Source organism: Raoultibacter phocaeensis (genome assembly GCF_901411515.1).
In the GTDB taxonomy this organism is placed as follows: domain Bacteria; phylum Actinomycetota; class Coriobacteriia; order Coriobacteriales; family Eggerthellaceae; genus Raoultibacter; species Raoultibacter phocaeensis.
The window spans coordinates 129601-149386 of sequence record NZ_CABDUX010000002.1; the positions used below are offsets into that span (position 1 = coordinate 129601).

Genomic DNA, 19786 nt, shown 5'->3' on the forward strand with positions numbered 1-19786 from the left:
ACAACGGCCTAGCGATCCGAAGTTGAATAGGCGCGCATGGGTCCATTTCGTTAGGGCAGTCTAGCGGGAATTTACTGTCGTGCTGGTGCGAGTGCTACTCGTGTTGCGGCAGCGACAGTTCGAAGACCGTTACGCCGTTTTCGCTCTGCGCCGTGAGCGATCCTCCGAGGCGTTCGGTCAAGGCGTATGCGATCGAGAGGCCGAGTCCGTAGCCTGACGAGCCATCGTCGGTGCGAGACCGATCGGCGCGCCAGAAGCGGTCGAACACGTGGGGCAGATCGTCTTCGGCGATAGTCGTGCCTGTATTGGTCACGCGGAGCACGGCTCGCTCGGTTTCAGACGTTACGGCTATTTCGACGGACTCGTTCGGATCGGTGTACTTCAGTGCATTGTCCATGAGGATGTCGATGATCTGCTCGACGGCTTTCCAATCGCCGCGCGCAGTAACGTCGGAGACGATCGCGGTGTTCAAGGCGATTCCCTTTTCCGTCGCCCGCGCTTCGTTCGCTTCGGTTGCTTCGTATGCGATTGTGCTCAGGTTGAACCGTTCGTCTGAGCAGTTACGTGCAGGTTCGCTTTCCTCGGCACGGGAAAGCGCAAGCAGGCTTTCAACCAGCGCTTCCATGCGATCGGTGCCGAAGCGGATCCCGTCCATCCAGCGTCGCTGGCTCGCGATGGTCTGTTCGGCGTTAGCGTCGAGCACGTCGTAGTTCGCGCAGACGATGGAGAGCGGCGTTTTGAGCTCGTGCGAGGCATCGGCCACGAACTGCCGCTCGCGCTCCCATGCCGCCTGTGCTGGGCGGATAGCGCGCGATGCAATCAGGCGGCTGACGAAAAAGGCGGCAAGCAGGGCGAGTGCGGCTACGATGACGAGGGCTGTGGCAAGCTTGTGCAGCTGGTTGGTGCTTGGTGAGGTGTCGAGGAAGGTGAGGACGTGTTCGTCATCGGATTCGTTCAAACTGCTTATCGAGCTGCTTTCGGGCGGAGTCGTAGCAGCGCTGTGCTCCGATACGACGTATTGCCACGAGCGGCCATCCGAGTAGATTACGCCGCCTGCTGCTTGAGGACTTGCTTCGGCGGCGAGGGCTAAACACACCGCATCGTCGAGGCCAGAAACGTTTTCCAGCATTTCAACATCCCCGCCGTCACTTGCCTTCACTTTAAAGCGATAGCCGCCGAATGCGAAGAAGTCGTCATCGGGAGATGTAACCGTTATCGAATCGTCGGGCGGGTCGACCTTTCCGGCCGCTTCGCCGTTTTCCGCGACTTCATGGGTCAAAGGCGCAGAAACGTACTGATAGAGGTGCATCTCGCTCGTCTGCTGCATCAGTGTTTCACCCGTCATGTAGACGGCGATGAGGGCTGCGACGATGACGATCGAGGTGAGGCCCATGGCAAGTGCGAGCATCCGTCTGCGCAATGCTTCGAACATAGTTACTCCTTCCGTTCATTAAGCGTATAGCCGACGCCGCGCACGGTGCGAATCTGAGCGCTCGTGCCGACGCGCGCAAGCGCCTTGCGGACTCGTGAGACGTGCACTTCGACGCGGTTTGCATCTGCGAACGAACCAGGGCCCCACAGCTTGGCTATGATCTGCTCTTTCGATACGATGATGCCTTGGTTGCGAGCGAGCAGCTCAAGCAAACGCGCATCGGTGGGCCGCAGGTTTTCCGTACGCATACCGCATGCGAGCTGCATCGTGTTCGGGTCGAGCTTTGCGTCGGCGAAGGAGATCGTGTCGTCCGCGTTCACGGTGGGAGGCCTTCGCGCGAGGGCACGCAGGCGGGCTTGCAGCTCGTCGGCGTGGAAGGGTTTAGAAAGATAATCATCGGCTCCGGCATCGAGGCCGCGAACCCTGTCTTCGATCTGGCTTTTTGCCGTAAGCAACAGCACGGGGGTCGCAATGCCTTTCGCGCGTAGCTCGCGCAGGACTGCGACGCCGTCTTTCTTCGGCAACATGATATCGAGCACGATAGCGTCGTAGACGCCCGAACACGCGAGCGCGAGCCCCTCATCTCCGTCGAGGGTCGTGTCGACAACATAGCGAGCTTGCCTGAGAATCTGGGCGACCGCATCGATCAGATGTCGGGAATCCTCGATCAGAAGAACGCGCATGGCTGCCCCCTTTCCCGTCGCGCAGGTGCGCGTTTGCTCCGGACTTTCGCAATCGTATGCCGCAACCGAAACATCGTCCGCTTTTGGCCATCGTAGCATGCTCTTCGAGACCCACGGCCGATTTGGCTTCCTTGTTGCCCATAATAGGTCTCGAACCTGTACGAAGCCTTGCAGGTTTCGAGTGCTATGCTAATAAGCATTCCGCAAGAAGGTCGGAAGCATTGCAGGCTCATGATCCGGGATTCCCCGTTGCGGTATAGCTGCCTGCAAACCCCATGAAAGGGAGGGTATGGAAACGCACGTTACGTTGATCGACGCCAAGAGCATCCTTTCTAAATCGAATCTGCCGGTGTGCGACTATTCGGCCAATCCCTATGTGGGTTGCCCTCATGCGTGCCGATACTGCTACGCCTCCTTCATGAAGCGATTCACGGGCCATGCGGAGCCATGGGGGAGCTTCGTCGATGTGAAGCACTGGCCGGAGATCAAGAACCCGAAGAGGTACGCAGGAAAAGGCATCTTCATCGGCTCGGTGACAGACCCCTACAATCCTTACGAGGAACGCTACGGGCGTACGCGGGCTCTTCTGGAGCAGCTTTCGGGTAGCGGGGCAAGCATCAGCATCGCAACAAAATCAGATCTGGTGCTGAGGGACTTGGATTTGATACGGTCTTTTCCTAACGCCCGTGTATCGTGGTCGATCAACACGCTCGATGAAGGCTTCCGCGCCGCTATGGATGAGGCGGCAAGCATCGAGCGACGGCTTGCGGCCATGAAGGCTTTCCACGATGCGGGGGTGCGTACCACGTGCTTCATCTCGCCCATCTTTCCCGGCATCACCGATGTTGCCGCCATCATCGAGCGTGCCAAGGCCAACTGCAACCTGATCTGGTTGGAGAACCTGAACCTGCGCGGGGGCTACAAGGCGGATATCCTCGGCTACATTCGAACCGCTTACCCAGAGCTTCAAGCGCTCTATCACGACATATACGCGCGCGGCGACCGGAGCTATTGGGAGGAGCTTGACGCACAGATGCGTGCGCTCGCGAACGAGCAAGGGCTTGCCTACCTGCGTGACGATGATGCCGTCGAGCGGCCGTTCGAGGCGCCGCCGACCATCGTCAACTATTTTTACCACGAGGAGATCAAGCGGTCGGCCAAGGTCAACGCGCGTCGACCGGATCGCTCGAAGTAGGCCATCCGAAACGGAGCACTGTCGAACGGAGGCGTCGAGTGCGTTTCGGCGCTACAGCGAACACGGCGCAGCGGGAGAGTGGGGAAATTGGGGGAAACGACCACTGCCTGTACTACAATAAGGACAGGAACCATCGAGCAATTTGCTATCATAAAAACCTTAGTCGCAAACGGAGCGCTGCCGCAAAGTCGCCTTACATGCAAGGAGAAGCCATGGCCGAGGGACGTCAGAAACTCAAACTGCTGTACCTGATGAAGATGCTCGACGAGGAAACCGATTCCGAGTCAGGGCTTTCCATGACGCAGATCATCGCAAAGCTCGAGGTGTTGGGCATTACAGCCGAGCGCAAATCGATCTACCGTGATATCGAGACGCTGCGTGATTTCGGGCTGGACGTGCGCACGTACCAGCGCAGGCCGGTTGAGTACGCCGTCGAGGACCGCGATTTCGCGTTTCCCGAGCTGTTGCTGCTCGTGGATGCGGTGCAAAGCTCGCGCTTCTTGACGCAAAGCAAAAGCGACGCGCTCGTGCGCAGCGTCAAGAAGCTCGCTTCGCAGCGCCAACGCAAGCTGCTCGACAAGCGGCTGCACGTTGAGGGGCGCATCAAGACGCAGAACGAATCGGTGTTCAAAAACGTCGACCGCATCCAGGAAGCCCTTTCCAAGCGGAAGAAGATCTCGTTTCTCTACTTCAAGTACAATGCGGCCAAAGAGAAGATCATGCAGCACGACGGCGAGCGCTATGTCGAAACGCCCGTACAGCTCGTGTACTCCGACGGTTGCTACTACCTGGTCGTCTTCAATGAGAAGCACGATACGTTCGTCCATTACCGCGTCGATCGCATGGACGGCATCGAAGTTCTCGAAGAGTCTGCGCAGCGAAACGAGCAGATTGCGAACTTCGATCCGCAAAAACTCGAGAGCCGCGCGTTCGGCATGTACTCAGGCGAACCCGTTTCGGCATCGTTCATCGTCGAGGAAGAAGCCATGTGTGCGGTGATCGATCGATTCGGCAAAGACGTGCAGTCGATTCCCCTCGACGACGGTACCGCTCGGGTGAGCGCCGTCGTGATGAAGAGCCCCGTGTTTTTCGGCTGGCTCGCCCAGTTCGGGGACCGTGTGCGTATCGAAAAGCCCCAAGCGCTAGCTCGCGAGTACCGGGACTACCTCGCTGGGATCGTGGAAGCGTACGGGAGGTAGCCAGGATCGGGCATGTTCTGGCCGAGCGGGGCTTGCCTTGCCCCCGACATGCGTCGTCGAAGCGGTATTGTATTCCGGTTTCTGGACGGTTTCGATCGTGCAAGCGTCTGCCTCTGAGATGATGCGTATGCATTCGCCCGATCCCGTATGGATATCGAGCGTAAGCGACGAAGCATGTTCGTGTAGGGCGAGCCGTTTGACCTGGCTTCCCATCACGGACGAAAGAGCCCGGTAGCTTTCCCACTGTGCGCCGAGCGCAAAATCGCTGCTGAGTTGGGAATCGTCTGGCTGCTCGGCGTGCGTATGCGCTTCCCTGTGAAATGCAACGGGGGCATCGGTGTCGAGGGTGCCGATGCGCAGCGATGGTTTGCAGTCGTTCGAGGGATCTACGACGACATCGCACGTTTCAAGGCGCACGATAATCGGTGCGCTGCGCATCCATTCGCCGGAGGCTGCGTTTCGAACGCGAAGGATGTCGGCGATGTACGTGCCGGCAATGCCGTCGAGTCGGGCGTTCCATTCGTCGGTGTTGCGAGGGAGACGGTTCTTGCTGGGTTCTCTCATGGTCTGCCTTTCGATCGAGCGTTTCTTTGCCGCACAGGATATCGTTAAAAAGCGGAACAAATGTACGATTTTTGGGACAGTTCATGTATTGAGGGAAAAAGGTGAGGGTCGGTCTCTACCTCAAGAAGGCGCGATAGGGTCTTTCTGCGCTCAGCGAACTGCATACTTGGCGCGCAGCGGGCGACTAGCGTATTATGCGGGGGGACGAAACCTGTTGGAGGTAGCATATGCGCATACTGCTCGTGGAAGACGACGCGGCCATTGTGGCCGCGCTTTCGAACCTGCTTGCGAGCGAGGGCTACGAAGTCGAATCGGCTTCTCGTCAAGATGTCGCCGTGAACCTGCTTGAATCGTCGTCGTACGATTTGGCCTTGCTCGACGTGTCGCTTGAGCAAGGAAGCGGGTTTGCCGTGTGCGCGGCGGCGCGCGAGAAGGCACCCGCCATGCCGGTTGTGTTCCTCACCGCTTCCGACGACGAGTACAGTACCGTCGCTGGTCTCGACATGGGAGCGGTCGACTATATCGCGAAGCCGTTTCGAGCCCGGGAGCTTTTGGCCCGCATCAATGCGGCCCTGCGTCGTACGCAAGGTGCGATGCAGGTGCTCGTACTCGGAGATGTGGAAATAGATCCGGTATCGGCGACCGTGCGCAAAGGGGGCGACGAGGTTTTCCTTTCGGCGCTCGAATACCGGCTGGTGCTGTTGTTCGCGCAGAATGCGGGATCGCTCGTTACGCGGGAGCGTCTGCGCAATGCGCTTTGGGACAGCGCGGGCGAGTACGTAAGCGACAACGCCATCAACGTGTATATCAAACGGCTGCGCGAGCGCATCGAGGACGATCCGTCCAACCCGAAGATCATCGTGACGGTGCGCGGCCTTGGATACAAGGTGGGCAGCTAACATGGGCTCGCTTGTGCGCAACCCCGCGCTTCTGTGGCAGTCGATCGCTCTCGTGTGCGCCGAGCTTGCCGTGTGCGTTGGCGCCTTCGTTGTCGCAGGCTGGCAGGTTGCCGCGGCTGCCGGTGCAGCGGGCCTGGTCGCCTGCGTGCTGTTCTGCGTGTTCTCCGTCATGCGCCATCGCGAGATCGCTCGGCTCGCCGCAGAGATAGACGAAGTGCTCCACGCGGGACGCAGGATCGATCTTACCGATTGCCGCGAGGGCGATGTCGCCGTGCTGCGCAACGAGGTTTCGAAGATGGTTGCGCGCCTTTCGCGCACTGCTGAGCAGCTCGAGCGGGAGAAAGGCGCGCTTGCCGATGCGCTTGCCGATGTATCGCATCAGATTCGCACGCCGCTCACGGCAATCGAACTCATGATTCCCCTTATCGAGCGATCCGAAAGCGACGAAGAGCGCTCGCGATGGCTCCACGAGCTCGAGCGCATGGTCGATCGGGTGTCGTGGCTCGTGACCGCGCTCTTGAAAATGGCGAAGCTCGATGCGGGTGCGGTGCGCTTCCAGCAAAGACCCGTCGATGTGCCGCGTGCAGTTGAGGCTGCCGTCGATCCGCTTGCGGTTGCGCTCGATATGCGCGAAGTTGCCTGTTTGATCGAGGCGGACGGAAGCGAGACGTTCGAAGGCGATAGCGCCTGGACTACCGAAGCGGTCGCAAACATCGTCAAGAACTGCATGGAGCACACGCCGGCGGGAGGCCGGATCGCAATAGCCGTTGAAGATGACGCCGTGGCCTGCCGCATCCGCATTGCCGATACGGGTCCGGGTATCGCAGAAGATGACCTTCCGCATATTTTCGAACGGTTCTATCGCGGTCGAGCGCGGGTGCTGGGGGCGGAGGCCGACCCGCACGACGACGAGGTGCTTCGCCCGCAAGGGTTCGGCATCGGTCTTTCGCTTGCCCAATCGCTCGTGTCGGCGCAAGGCGGATCGCTGCGCGCGTTCAACTGCGAATCGGGCGGCGCCTGCTTCGAGATGACGTTTCCGAAGCTGACGGTGTAGGCTTTCGGACTACGTTTGCGGGTTGGCGGGCTGGAACTCGGCGCCGGCGGGTTGGCCGCACTCCGCGCGTTCCGCGCGCGTTTCGGTGCGATTTGGGCCGTACGCGATTGCAGTCTGGGCTTCGCCGCTCATGCAGCTCGGTCGCGTTCGGCCGTCGCGGCGGCACGGCGGGAAGAATTACAATTCCGTAATGCGAGCGTCATGTGCGGGCAAGACGATTCTGCGAAGCTGGAATCGGACTGCAATCGACGAGGAAAGCGGACGTTATGGACATCATCACCGTACAGCATCTCACGAAGGTTTACGGAACGGGGCCTGCGGCCACCCGCGCGCTCGATGACGTTTCGTTTTCTGTTGCGGAAGGCGAGTACGTTGCCATCGTGGGCTCGTCGGGGTCGGGCAAGTCGACGCTTCTGCATCTCATAGGCGGAGTCGACCGTCCGACGTCGGGGACCGTGCTTTTAAACGGGGCGGACGTGTACGCGCGCTCCGACGAGGAGCTTGCGGTGTTTCGCCGCCGCGAGGTGGGATTGGTGTATCAGTTCTACAATCTCATTCCCGTGCTGAACGTAGTTGAGAACATGACGCTTCCCGTTTCGCTCGACGGGCGTCCCGTGAACGGCGCGCGGCTTGCTTCGCTGCTCGGATCGCTGGGCCTCGAGGGACGCGAGGGGCATCTGCCCAATCAGCTCTCGGGCGGACAGCAACAGCGCGTGGCTATCGGCAGGGCGCTCATGAACGCACCCGCCGTCGTGCTTGCCGACGAACCCACCGGCAACCTCGATTCGAAGAACAGCCGCGAAATCATGGCGCTTCTGCGCGCATCGAACAAGCAGATGGGCCAGACGCTTATCGTCATCACCCATGACGAGGACATCGCGCTTTCGGCCGACCGCATCATCGCTATCGAAGACGGGCGAATCGCACGCGATGAGAGGATTCGGCGATGAGCGTGATGACCTCGTTCACGCTGCGTTCTCTCAAGAAGAACCGCGTGCGCACCGTCGTCTCCGTCGTCGGCATCGCGCTCTCGTGCGCTCTCATCACGGCGGTGTTTACGAGTGTGACGAGCCTTCAAGCAGGGCTTCTCGAGCGTACGCTGGCAACTGAGGGCTCGTGGCAGATCGCCTCGTCGCAGCTTTCCGAGAACGCTTACGAGGAATTCTTGACGAGCGATACCGTCGTCGATATGGCCGTCTCGCACGAACTCGGATCGGCGAAGCTGACACCCGAGGACAGCAGGTCCATGGGCGAGTTCGTGGCGGTGAAAACCTATCCCGATACCGTTAAGGGCACGTTCGCCCCCGGCGGAACGCCGCTTACCTTGGTTCCTGAACTCGAAGAGGGCCGCCTTCCCGAATCGGACACCGAAGTGGTGCTGCCCGACTACTGCAAGGGCGTCGTGCTTGGCGAAGGCGTTGCGGATGCGGGGGCGGTATCGGACGGCGCGCTCGAAGTGGGAAGCGCGCTCACGCTTCATCTCGGCACGCGGATGGTCGAAGACGCCAACGGCGGGGGGCAGCGCGCGCTCGACAGCTTCCGCTACGGCTACCTCTCTCCGGAAACCGGGTACCCGAGCGAAGAGGAGCTGGTGGATGCGAGTACCCGAACCTATACGGTCGTGGGCTTCTACGAGCGCCAATCGAATTTCGGGGGAAGCGATTTCACGGCTTCAAATTCCTCGATTGTCGCGCTGACAAGCGCCGATGCGTCGAGCGGGGGAATAATCAGCGCGTATTTAACGGTGCAGGGGCTCTCGAGCACTGCCGAGATGCAGGCGTTCGTGAACGAACGGATAACGGAAGCCGATGCGATTCCGATGTACCATGTAAATCTGTTCCGCTACCAAGGTATTGCCGACGGCCGCCCCATCGAAGGCACGCTTTGGATGATCGCGATTGTGCTCACCGCTGTGATCGTGGTGGCGTCGGTTTCGCTCATTTACAACTCATTCGCCATCTCGGTGGCTGACCGCACGCGGCAGTTCGGGCTGCTCTCGTCCATCGGCGCTTCGAAAAAGCAGATCAGACGGTCGGTATTGTTCGAGGCGTTCTTCCTCGGGCTTATCGGCGTGCCTGTAGGCGTGCTTGTGGGCATCGGGGGCGTAGCGGCGGTGTTCGCGCTCACGCAGGAAGCGTTTACGGCGATGATCGGAACCGGGGGTTCGGTGTCGCTTCATGTCGAACCTGTGGTGCTTGCGGTGGTTGTACTGCTTTCCGCCGTGACGCTGCTTGCAAGCGCTTGGGTACCTGCGCAGCGGGCGGGTAAGGTGTCGGCCGTCGACGCCATTAGGCAAACGCAGGACGTGAAGGTCTCGAAGCGTGCGGCGCGCAGGGCCCGGGCGGCGGGTGCGAAGGCGGCGAAGCGCGGAACGGAAGTGCCTGCGGGCGTGTCGGGGCTTTCCGGAAAGCTGTTCGGCGCCCCGGGCTTCATCGCCCATCGCAACCTTTCGCGGGCGAGCGCCAGGGGGCGTACCGTGGTGGCATCGCTTGCCGTGAGCGTGGCGCTCATCGTGGTTTCGGGAAGCGTGGCGCTGTACCTGACGCCCATAGCGGATCGCGCCGAGAGCAAGAACGCGGCGGGGAGCGGGGCGGATATCATCGTTTCGGGATCCGCTCCCGAAATGGCCGAGTTAAGCGCTTTTTCAGCCGAGCTCGACGAGTTTAAGGCGCAAGCCGAGAAGATCGGCGGCATCGAGTTTCTCAGTTCGTACAAACAGGGACAGGCCGACGCAGCGCTACCCGCTGCGATGATATCGGAAGACGGCCGTATGGTGGGCGATGACATCGACGAGCAGCAAAACGCATCGTTCGTACCGTCGAGCTTCTCAAGCAATGGGGACTACCTCGGCGATCTGACCATCTTCTACCTCGACGATAAGTCGTGGACCGACTTGGTGAAAGACCTCGGACTCGATGAGGCGGCGTTCACGGATCCCGCGAATCCGCAGGCGATCGGCCTCAATCGCTATCAGGGCATCATCGGAGGCGATTCGTATGCCGATGCGAAGCCGTTTGCGGCTACGGGCCCGATCGACCTGTATGCGATCGACTACAACCTCAAAGACGATGCGGGTTCATGGGGCAGTATGGGTGTGCGGGAGAATGCAAGCGGAAACCTCGTCGTGGGGTACGTGAACCAGTACAGCGAAGAGGAGCCCGAGATAATCGAGAAGCCGGTCGAAGAGGTCGCTTCGAAGACGACCATCGAGGTGGGGGCGCTCACCGACGAGGTGCCCGCTTCGGTCAACTCGGGAAGCGCGTCGATCCACTTCCCCGTGATCCTCTTGCCGGAAAGCGTTGCCGGTTCTGCCGCAGGTATCGTGAGCCCGAGCGGCGAGAGGGGCGTGTTCGATTACTACTGGACGAACCTTTCGTTCGGGGCCGAGAACCATGCCGAGGCGGCCGAAGCGCTCGAAGAACTGGCAAAACAGTCTGAGCTGTTGGATTTTAGAGTGTTCGACGTGACCGAATCGGCCCGTCAAAGCCGTCTCATCGCTCAGGCGGTGCAGCTTTTCATCGCGTGTTTTGCTGTGATCATGCTGCTCATATCGGTGGCAAACGTGTTCAATACGCTCACGAACAGCATCATCTTGCGTACGCGCGAATTCGCGATGCTGAAATCGGCGGGCATGGGAGATAGGGCGTTCGCCCGTATGCTCGTGTACGAATGCGCGAGCTACGCGGTGCGCGGTTTGGCGATCGGGCTTGCGGTGGCGTTGGGGGCGACGTATCTGCTCTATTGGGCGGTGAACCTGTCGTTCACGGGGCTTGTGTTCGCGTTACCATGGGGATACGTGGGCGTTGCGGTTGCCGTGGTGCTGGCCGTGCTGGCCCTGAGCGTTGCGTTTGCGCTGCGCAGGAGCCACGCATCGAGTGTCGTCGATGCGCTCAGGGCGGATGCGGTGTAGAAGGGATGCGGCTTCCGCTAATCTGCACAAGGCGGAACCTTCGCACCAGCTGCACGGCGGATGCGTTTTGTTGGCGTCCCTCACGCGGTCGTTCTCGTGCGGTATCTTCGAGCGTAACGGTCGGCTGCGGGCGTTTCGCCGAATGTCCGCAGCGGGGCGCCCGTCATGCGCTACCCTGTAAACCAGCTGTGAAAACCGACGATCGAGGATGGCGCGCATGGCCGATGTGGTTCCCTTTTTCTGTATCCGACCCCGCGAAGATTGTGCGAGCGAGGTGGCATCGCTTCCCTACGATGTGTTCAGCCTCGACGAAGCGCGCGCCGAAATAGAGCGGCATCCCCGTTCGTTTCTCCGGATCGATCTGCCCGAGGCGACGCTGCCCTATGCGGTCGAAACGCACGATGATGCCGTATACGCGCATGCTAGAGCCTTGCTCGACGAGGCAATCGAGGACGGCACGTATGTTGAGGATGGCGAGCCCTGCTACTATCTGTACCGCTTGCGTACATCCGACGGGCGTTCGCAGACGGGCGTTGTCGGATGCGCCTCGATCGACGACTACGAGAACGGTGTCGTAAAGAAACACGAGAAGACCCGCGCCGATAAAGAGAGAGACCGCATCCGTCACGTCGACACATGCAGCGCTCAGACGGGCCCTATTTTTCTGGCGTTTCGCTCCGACGGTGCAGTCGAAGGGGTGATCGACCGCGTTGGGGGCCAGCCGCCCCTGTACGATTTCGAGGCGGACGACGGCGTGCGTCATACGGTGTGGCGCGTAGACGATCTCGCCGATAGCGAGGCGATTCGCTGCGCGTTTGAGCGTACGCCTGCGCTCTATATAGCCGACGGGCACCACCGTGCGGCTTCTGCCGTGAAGGCAGGGCTACTGCGCCGTGAGGCTGCGATCGCGGCTGCTGGGGAAGGCTGCGAGGTGTCTCGTGTTGCGCAGGAGGGCGGTTGCTGCGAAGGCGAGGACGATGCTCGTGGCGGCGCCAAGGTCGGGTTCTGCGCAGGCGAGGACGGTGCCCACGACAGCGCAGTGCGTGCGGCTGCCGCCCCCGCGCTCGAGTCCGACCACTTCCTCTCCGTCATCTTCCCGAGCGATCAGCTGACGATCCTCGATTACAACCGCGTGGTAGCCGATTTGAATGGGCTTGGACAGGATGCGTTTCTCGACCGCGTGAAGGAGCGCTTCGAAGTGTCTGGGCCATACGCGGCACCCCGCAAGCCCGAGCGCAAGGGAACGTTCGGTATGTACCTGGGCGGCGCATGGTACGGGCTTGCAGTGAAAGATGCGTACCGCTCGGACGATCCCGTATCCGGCCTCGATGTTGCGCTTCTGCAGGACAACCTTCTGGGGCCCGTGCTCGGCATCGACGATCCTCGCACCGACAAGCGCATCGATTTTGTCGGCGGCATCCGCGGACTCGGCGAGCTCGCCCGCCGCGTCGATGAGGGCATGGCTGTGGCGTTTGCGCTGTATCCAACGTCCATTGACGAGCTGTTCGCTGTCGCCGATGCGGGTCTTCTCATGCCGCCGAAGTCGACCTGGTTCGAGCCGAAGCTTCGAAGCGGACTGTTCATCCATCGGATCTAGAAGGCTTGCTTGTGCGGCATGCTCCTGGTGCGCGGCTTGCAACCGTTCGGTAGAGATGACGGTGCTGCAAGCCGCCGCTCAGCGGACGGACTACCAAAGCCTTTTCGCTTGCTACGCGATTTGTGCGCCCGCATCCGCTCCGAGATGTACTTGCTTGCGTGTCGAGATTTGTGTCGGTCAGGTGAGCGGAATCTGCTGGTAGAGGCCGTTGTCGGAAAAGCCGAGGGAGCGGTAGTATTCGCGCGTTCCCACCGAGCTGATCACGTTCATCTTCGCGTACCCGTTTTTCCGTGCAATGTCGAAGGCTGTTTCGATGAGCTGCCTGCCCAATCCGAGATGTTGTGCGCCCGAACCCGTCGTATGCAGTCCCGCAACTTTGCCGTACACATGGACCTCGCGGATCATGGCCTCACCGAGCCCCACGGGCAGCTCTGATTGCCTTTGTGATATGTACGCTTGGTCTGGAAGGGAAAGCCGCAGAAATCCCGCTATTTTCCCCTCGGGCGTGGTCCATTGGAGGAAATGTTCCTGTGCAACGGCGGTGGCGTATGAGATGTCTTCGAGCGAGAGGCCTTCAACATCGGCTGTCGCTGTGCTGATCTCCCGATAGCGGATCTCGGAAATCGGGGTGTCCGTTTGCTCAGCCGTGCGCTCGACGAGCTGTCGCAGGTTCACCTTCTTGTTTCCCGCCACGATGTCGTGGGCCGAGATATCGCGAATCATACGCGAAATGCGCACGAACGCAGGCGTTGCGGCCGTATCGGCCACGAGCACGTCGAGCAGCTCGTCTTCGGTATAGGGCTTCCACGTGCCGTTTTCGAAGCGGTCGCAGAGTTCGGTTCCGTGCACGAGTACGCAGGGGTAGAGCTTCACCTCGTCTGGAAGGTAGTCCGGCTCGGTGACGAGCCGGAGGTAATCGCGCTTGTCGGCGTCGACTGTCGAGCCGTAGAGGTTCGCCATGAAATGCACGTGGATTTTGAAGCCGAATACCCGCAAGAGGTTGAAGGCTTCACGGATCGTATCGGTACCGATTCCGCGCTTGTTCAGCGCAAGGATGCGCTCGTCGAGGCTCTGGATGCCCATCTGGATTTTGGTGCACCCGAGACGCCTTGCGAGCATGAGGCTTTTCGGTGTGATGGTGTCGGGTCGAGTCTCGATGACGAGCCCTACCACGCGATGGTGCGCCCGCTCGTTTTCAGCGTGTTCTGCAGCAAGCTCGTTTTGATCGGCGGACTGAAACGAGGCGGCGGTTTTCCAGCCGTCGTGCTCCTCGTAGAGCTGGCGCATGGCTTGGTTGTACGTGAGGGTTCCCGCTTCGACTGCCTGCTGTTGAGCGCTTACACGGGTTGCAAGGTCTTCCCGGCTGGTGCTCAATCCAGCCCGTTCGTATTGTGCGCGGCGTTTTTGTGCATGGTCTTGCGCATCGGGTCGGTCCGCTTCGTTGAGCGCTCTGAACAGTTCCTTCACGAACCATATCTGGTACGCTTCAGGATAATCGGTCCAGGTACCGCCGAGTACGATGAGTTCGATCTTATCGGTAACGTGTCCCATGTGCGTGAGTGCGCGCAAACGCGATGCAACCTGCAGGTACGGATCGAAGTAGTTACGCTCGGCGCGCTGGCAGGCGGGTTCGTCGGCAAGGTAGCTTTTCGGCATGCGCAGATCGTTTGGGCAGTACAAACATGCACTCGAGCATTTCCAAGGCTTCGTGATGACGGTGATGGTGGCAACGCCCGATGCCGTGCGGCGGGGCTTTACCTGCAGGGTTCGGATCAGCTTCTTTTCGAGCTCGTTATCGACGCCCCATCGAGCCCAGCGTTCGGGATCCGACTCCTTCACCTTGAGGTAAAACGGCAGCAACCGCTTTTTTGCGAAGTGGCGCTTTTCGCCTGTGCGGTTCTGGTTATGCCTGCGAACCACGTTCTCGACAAACGCGCTGTCGAGTTGCTCGGCGCGCCGAAGTTCTTCGAATATTTCCAGGAGTATGTCTTCCATGCTACAGGGCATTCTATACTATGAGCGAACCGTATTCTTTCGACGATGGGACACGTGCACGCAATGGATAGCGAAACCGCCCGAAGGCTCTGCTGCATCACGAGCGAATTCTATCGCGAGCACAGCGATTCGTTTTCCGCAACTCGCCACGCGCCATGGGCGGGGTGGGAGCGCTGCCTTGAGGCGATAGGCACCGAGGCGTTCGAGCGCAAGGATGGCGAGGATCTCGACTCCAAGGGCAACTGGGTTTTTGATGACAAGGACGGCGGAGGTTTCGGCAGCACGGGCGGCGAGGCTTTCGGACGTTCAGGAGACGAAGCCGTTTCGGTGTTCGATCTTGCGTGCGGCAACTTACGGTTCGAGTCGTTTTTGGAATCCGCGTTTCCCGCTGTTGATTTCGAGTTCTATGCAGTGGACAAGTGCGATGCGCTTGCTTTCGGGGGCGCAGAAACGACGCTGCGCAGTTCGCTTCGCTATCGAAGCATCGACATCTTGAGTGCGCTTTCGGCTGGAAAGATCGACGTTCCCGTGTGCGACCTCGCCGTGGCATTCGGATTCATGCACCATGTTCCCGGTGCGCTCGATCGCGGGCGCGTGCTTGCCGAGCTCGTTTCCCATACGCGACCGGGGGGTTTTGCGGCCGTTTCGTTCTGGAGGTTTCTCAACGACGAGGGACTAGCCGAGAAGGCACGCGCGTCCCACGCGCGAGCTCGCGATGAGCTCGGCTTGCCCGAACTCGATGAGGGCGACTATCTGCTTGGGTGGAGAAACGAGCCAGGAGCCTACCGCTACTGCCACAGCTTCTCGGATGCGGAGATCGATGAGCTTGCAGGATCGGTTGCGGACAGGGCATCGGTCGTGGCCCGGTTTTCAGCCGACGGCAGAACGGGCGATCTCAACACGTACGTGGTGTTTCGAGCGCGGTAGGTGCGTTGATATCGGCGCTTCCTTTGTAGAATCCTTTGGTAGCGTCAGCGCGGGCCGATCTCGCGCTGACGAAGCCGCACACTTCCTTTGGGTGCTCCTTGTTCCCGAGTTCTTGGATTTGGGCACAAAATTGGAGGTTTGACAATTATGCAATTAGATACATTAAAAAATTCGAGTAAAAAGGGAACAAAACACCTGGTCGCGAAATTTCCAACCACTCAAAATTAAATACATGATATTCCCTAATTGTCAAACCTCCAATTTTGTGCCAAATTCTCGGAACTCGGGAACATGAACCGCGTTTTTCCAACAGGTTTTCCAATAGCGAATCGACAGTATGCTGTAAATACAACGGAAATGCCGAGGAAGCAACGATACGCTCTCTTCGGACAAATCGAACTGCATCGAACTGCGAGGTGCACAGCTTGGGGCGAGGCATATGGGTATCAAAATGAAGATTCGGACGCTGCTTCCTTTGCTTGCGCTGTTCGTAATCGCAGGTGCTGCGGCAACAGGGCTCGTTTCCTGTGCCGAGGTTTCCTCTCAGCCAGAACCATCAAAACCCCAGACGTCTGAACAGGCGGGTGATAGCGCTTTGCCAGAACTCGACGGCGAATACGCCTACGTGCTTGCCAAGGTGCTTTCGAAAGACGCTGAGAGGGGAACCATCGAGATCGAAGTCGAAAAATGGCAGGACGGCCGCCCGTTCAGCAAAGGATCGCTTGCCGTAGGAAGTACGGGGACGGTGTCGTGCTCTGAACTCGTGTTCTTCCCAGCTGGTATCGGCGATGGCTCGACGGTGGTTGTGTGCGTGTCGGCAACCGATGGCGCGTTCCCCCTGACGGCTTACACGATCGAGAAACTCGCTCTGTTCGAAGAGCGGGTCGATCGATGGTTCACCGCATGAGGCCCATCGATATCCCGTCCGACCCGACCGACCCTCACACCCGTAAACGCAAGGAGAAGATGTGCTTCCGTTCGTTCCGTCGTTCATTCCGAATCTCATGCAAGCAGCGCCGTTCGTCATCGCGTTTTCGATCCTGTGCGCAAAACCGCTCCGAAAGCACGCGGGCTGGTTCTATGCGTTCTGGACCGTTGCCGTGGTCTCGGTAACGTGGTTCGACCCCGTTATCTCGCTCATGGGAGAATCCGCCCCCGCCCTTGCATTAATGGCGGAGACCCAAGTAAATGCGCTTTCAGCGAATGCGCCGATACTGCATGCGATAGTCCAGTTAATCACCTCGTCGTTTACGGGGGTGTGCTTCTACTTCATCGTGATGTTCATAGGAGCCTTCGAACGGACGCCTATGGTCAAGCGTTTGCTTTCAGTGCGTTCGCAACTTTCTGTGATCGGCGGCATTGTGATCATGGGGCATCTCGTGCGCATTGTGGATTTCCCTTTTCTGTTCGCGAACCCGATGTGGGCGCAGATATGGGGGAGCCCTGCGGTCGATTACATGTTCATCGCTGCGGTGATCATCGGGCCGCTGCTCACGTTGACGTTCCTCGTGCCGTGGATCACCTCGTTCAAGGCCGTGCGTACGCGCATGTCGCCAGCCGCGTGGAAGAAAACGCAGCTTTTGGCGTATCCGTTCATGGCGCTCATGGTGGCGCAGGGCTTCTTCCTAGCGCTCGGGCATGCGGTATACGGGTTCCCGTACGACGGCACGCAGTTCATGATGTCGTTCATGTCCGATCCGACGGGATGGCTCGGCACCTTCGCCCAGCAGGTGGCGACTGCGTGGATGTACCTTGCGCTCGGCATCGGATACCTGGTGCTCAGGCTGCGCAAGTGTTCGCGCGACAAAGCACGGCGGGAAAGCGTGGTGGCAAGCGTCGAACAAGCGGGGGCGTTTTGATGAGCTCGCTGAAAACAAGGTAATCGTCTTGTGTGATGAAGTGCGCATTCGGCATGTGCCGGTTTGCATGCGTCGCGCCCTTTTCAGCACGAGCGATCCTGCTACGGTCGAGCTTTTGTGGAGCATGGCGAAGTAAGCACGCGCCGAAGGCTTTCCCCGCTGTTTCATATGTTTCGGCCCGCTTGCACTCTTTGAGTTGACAAGCGGGCCTTCTTCGGGAAGAATCGCTGCAACGGCAAAAGGAGGGAACCCCCATGCATGTAGTCTGCCTCGATTTGGAAGGCGTGCTCGTACCTGAAATCTGGATCGCGTTCGCTGAGGAGAGCGGCATCCCCGAGCTTAAGCGCACGACGCGCGATGAGCCCGACTACGACAAACTCATGGAATACCGCCTTGGCATTTTGAGGAAGCACGGGCTCGGACTCGCGGAGATCCAGGCGACTATCGCGCGCATCGACCCCATTCCGGGTGCCAAAGCGTTCCTCGACGAACTGCGCGCGTACACGCAGGTGCTCATCATCAGCGACACGTTCGAGCAGTTCGCGAAACCCTTGATGGAGAAGCTCGGATGGCCGACGATCTTCTGCAACACGCTCGAAGTTGCCGACAACGGCGCGATCACGGGTTTTCATATGCGCTGCCCGCAATCGAAGCTCACGACGGTCCGGGCGCTGCAATCCTGCGGCTTCGAGACCATTGCGGCGGGCGACAGCTTCAACGACCTCGCTATGATCAAGGCAAGCAAGGCGGGTTTTCTGTTCAAGAGCCCCGAATCGATCAAAGCGGACAACCCCGACCTTCCCGCGTTCGAGGAGTACGACGAACTGCTTGATGCCATTAAGCAGGCGATCGGGTAGGGTTTTGCGCGTGCGGCATTCGAGAAAAACGGGTCGTTAGTTCATATTCTCGAATGGAAAATTGTTACTCTTTCCCCGTCCAGCAGTACGTGCATACCTGCGTAGGGTCGATGCCGATGCCTTCGAGCATGCCCTCAAGCGATTGGAAGCCGAGCGAATCGAAGCCCATCTCCTTGCAGATGGCGCTTAGCATGCATTGGCCGCGTTCGGTCGAACTGTCGGCGTACTCGTCGAGGTGCCGCCGCCCTTCGTCGCCTTCGAGCTCCTGGATCGTACGGCGTGCCAAAAGCTCCATTTCCGACTTGCTGCTCGAGAAGCTCAGGTACTTGCAGCTGAACATGATGGGCGGGCAGGCCGAGCGCATGTGAACTTCTGCCGCGCCCGCGCCGTAGAGGAAATCGATTGTCTCGCGCAGCTGGGTGCCGCGTACGATGGAATCGTCCACGAACAAAAGCTTCTTGCCGTTGATGAGCTCGGGTACGGGAACCTGCTTCATCTTCGCCACGCGGTTGCGTACCTCTTGGTTGGAGGGCATGAACGAACGCGCCCAGGTGGGCGTGTATTTGATGAAGGGGCGGGAGAAGGGGATGCCGCTTTCGGTCGCGTACCCGATAGCGTGGGGGATGCCCGAATCGGGAACGCCGGCAACGTAGTCGACGTCCGGAATGCCGCCGCCGGCTGCTTCGTCGCGGGCCATGATTGCGCCGTTGCGGTAGCGAACCACCTCGACGTTCTCGCCTTCGTAGTTCGAGTTCGGGTAGCCGTAGTACGTCCAGAGAAACGCGCATATCTTCATATCGCTGCCTGCTGGCGAGATGGTCTTGTACCCGTCGGCGGTTACGCACACGATCTCGCCGGGACCGAGTTCGTATTCGTCGTCGTAATCGAGCTTGTGGTAAGGAAATGATTCGAAGGATATGCAGTAGCCGTCGTCCTTCTTGCCGACAAGTACGGGTAGGCGACCGTATTTGTCACGAGCTGCGATGATGTGGCCCTCGTTTGTCATGATGAGCAGGGTGAGGGATCCGTCGACCGCATCTTGAGCGAATTTGATGCCCGAAACGAAATCATCTTTCTGGTTGATGAGCGCAGCAACGAGTTCGGTTGTGTTCACCGCACCCGAACTCATGGCCATGAACTGCTTGCATCCATCGGCGAAGTAGCCTTCGACGAGTTCTTCGGCGTTGTTGATGGCGCCCACGGTGGTTATGCCGAACGTCCCCAAATGGGAACGCACAAGTAAAGGCTGCGGATCGGTGTCGCTGATGCAGCCGATGCCGCTCTTTCCGTGGAAGCCGGGAAGATCGTCTTCGAACCGCGTGCGGAACGGCGTGTTCTCGATGGAGTGGATCTCGCGCTGGAAGCTGCCCTTCCCGTCGTAGAAGATCATGCCCGCGCGTCGTGTTCCCAGATGCGAGTGGTAGTCGACGCCGAAAAACACATCCAGCACCACATCGTTGTGGGATGCCGCCCCGAAGAATCCGCCCATTGCATACCTTTCGTCTTGCTTCATTGCTTGGTGCATCAACAAAGACACCAGTATAAAGCTCCCAGCCGTAAGCGGGGCAAAACTCGGCGGAAGCTTCGCAAATTTCCGTCGAATGCGTCGACCTTA

General features: G+C 59.6%; 16 protein-coding genes. 11 read left to right on the top strand and 5 right to left on the bottom strand.

What is annotated here, in order from left to right; all coding sequences use genetic code 11:
* Positions 1 to 94 precede the first annotated feature (94 nt).
* Positions 95 to 1432 carry a sensor histidine kinase gene (locus FJE54_RS08430; RefSeq protein WP_139652363.1) on the bottom strand — a complete coding sequence of 446 codons (1338 nt, stop codon included), beginning with the start codon at positions 1430 to 1432 and terminating at the stop codon, positions 95 to 97.
* 2 nt (positions 1433 to 1434) lie between these two features.
* Positions 1435 to 2115, bottom strand: a complete 681-nt coding sequence (locus FJE54_RS08435) for a response regulator transcription factor (protein ID WP_139652364.1) — start codon at positions 2113 to 2115, stop codon at positions 1435 to 1437.
* A gap of 289 nt (positions 2116 to 2404) precedes the next feature.
* Here FJE54_RS08435 and FJE54_RS08440 point away from each other — a divergent pair, with 289 nt between their 5' ends.
* A complete protein-coding gene (locus FJE54_RS08440) occupies positions 2405 to 3310 on the top strand; it encodes a radical SAM mobile pair protein B (RefSeq protein WP_139652365.1) in 906 nt (301 codons plus the stop codon).
* 212 nt (positions 3311 to 3522) lie between these two features.
* Positions 3523 to 4509 (top strand): helix-turn-helix transcriptional regulator, encoded by a 987-nt coding sequence (locus tag FJE54_RS08445; protein ID WP_139652366.1) that lies wholly within the window; start codon positions 3523 to 3525, stop codon positions 4507 to 4509.
* Here the strand turns inward: FJE54_RS08445 and FJE54_RS08450 are convergent.
* A complete protein-coding gene (locus FJE54_RS08450) occupies positions 4453 to 5073 on the bottom strand; it encodes a hypothetical protein (RefSeq protein ID WP_139652367.1) in 621 nt (206 codons plus the stop codon). The genes FJE54_RS08445 and FJE54_RS08450 overlap by 57 nt on opposite strands.
* Before the next feature lie 227 nt (positions 5074 to 5300).
* On the opposite strand from FJE54_RS08450, the gene FJE54_RS08455 reads away from it, so the two are divergent.
* The 5 genes from FJE54_RS08455 to FJE54_RS16295 all read left to right on the top strand — a co-directional run bounded on the left by FJE54_RS08455 (position 5301) and on the right by FJE54_RS16295 (position 12533).
* Entirely contained in the window at positions 5301 to 5972 is a 672-nt protein-coding gene (locus FJE54_RS08455; protein ID WP_139652368.1) for a response regulator transcription factor, read from the top strand.
* Between the two features lies 1 nt (position 5973).
* Positions 5974 to 7026 carry a sensor histidine kinase gene (locus tag FJE54_RS08460; protein ID WP_139652369.1) on the top strand — a complete coding sequence of 351 codons (1053 nt, stop codon included), beginning with the start codon at positions 5974 to 5976 and terminating at the stop codon, positions 7024 to 7026.
* 266 nt (positions 7027 to 7292) lie between these two features.
* Positions 7293 to 7976 (top strand): ABC transporter ATP-binding protein, encoded by a 684-nt coding sequence (locus tag FJE54_RS08465; protein WP_139652370.1) that lies wholly within the window; start codon positions 7293 to 7295, stop codon positions 7974 to 7976.
* A complete protein-coding gene (locus tag FJE54_RS08470; protein ID WP_139652371.1) occupies positions 7973 to 10936 on the top strand; it encodes an ABC transporter permease in 2964 nt (987 codons plus the stop codon). Before FJE54_RS08465 ends, FJE54_RS08470 begins: the two co-directional genes overlap by 4 nt.
* Positions 10937 to 11153: 217 nt before the next feature.
* The gene (locus FJE54_RS16295) at positions 11154 to 12533 is read left to right on the top strand and encodes a DUF1015 domain-containing protein (protein ID WP_255467312.1); all 1380 of its coding nucleotides are present in this window, start codon (positions 11154 to 11156) and stop codon (positions 12531 to 12533) included.
* A 177-nt stretch (positions 12534 to 12710) separates the two neighbouring features.
* On the opposite strand, the gene FJE54_RS08480 is transcribed toward FJE54_RS16295, so the two are convergent.
* Positions 12711 to 14528: an elongator complex protein 3 gene (locus tag FJE54_RS08480; RefSeq protein WP_139652372.1), complete on the bottom strand. Its 1818-nt coding sequence runs from the start codon at positions 14526 to 14528 to the stop codon at positions 12711 to 12713.
* Between the two features lie 63 nt (positions 14529 to 14591).
* On the opposite strand from FJE54_RS08480, the gene FJE54_RS08485 reads away from it, so the two are divergent.
* From FJE54_RS08485 to thrH, 4 genes are all read left to right on the top strand, one after another.
* The gene (locus FJE54_RS08485; RefSeq protein ID WP_139652373.1) at positions 14592 to 15455 is read left to right on the top strand and encodes a class I SAM-dependent methyltransferase; all 864 of its coding nucleotides are present in this window, start codon (positions 14592 to 14594) and stop codon (positions 15453 to 15455) included.
* Positions 15456 to 15894: 439 nt separating this feature from the next.
* Complete coding sequence (locus FJE54_RS08490; RefSeq protein ID WP_139652374.1) at positions 15895 to 16362, top strand: hypothetical protein; 468 nt, start codon at positions 15895 to 15897, stop codon at positions 16360 to 16362.
* A gap of 61 nt (positions 16363 to 16423) precedes the next feature.
* Positions 16424 to 17314: a hypothetical protein gene (locus FJE54_RS08495; protein WP_180326665.1), complete on the top strand. Its 891-nt coding sequence runs from the start codon at positions 16424 to 16426 to the stop codon at positions 17312 to 17314.
* Positions 17315 to 17568: 254 nt separating this feature from the next.
* Entirely contained in the window at positions 17569 to 18171 is a 603-nt protein-coding gene (thrH, locus tag FJE54_RS08500) for a bifunctional phosphoserine phosphatase/homoserine phosphotransferase ThrH (RefSeq protein ID WP_139652375.1), read from the top strand.
* Between the two features lie 64 nt (positions 18172 to 18235).
* Here thrH and FJE54_RS08505 read toward each other — a convergent pair whose 3' ends face one another.
* Entirely contained in the window at positions 18236 to 19660 is a 1425-nt protein-coding gene (locus FJE54_RS08505) for an amidophosphoribosyltransferase (RefSeq protein WP_139652376.1), read from the bottom strand.
* Positions 19661 to 19786: the final 126 nt, after the last annotated feature.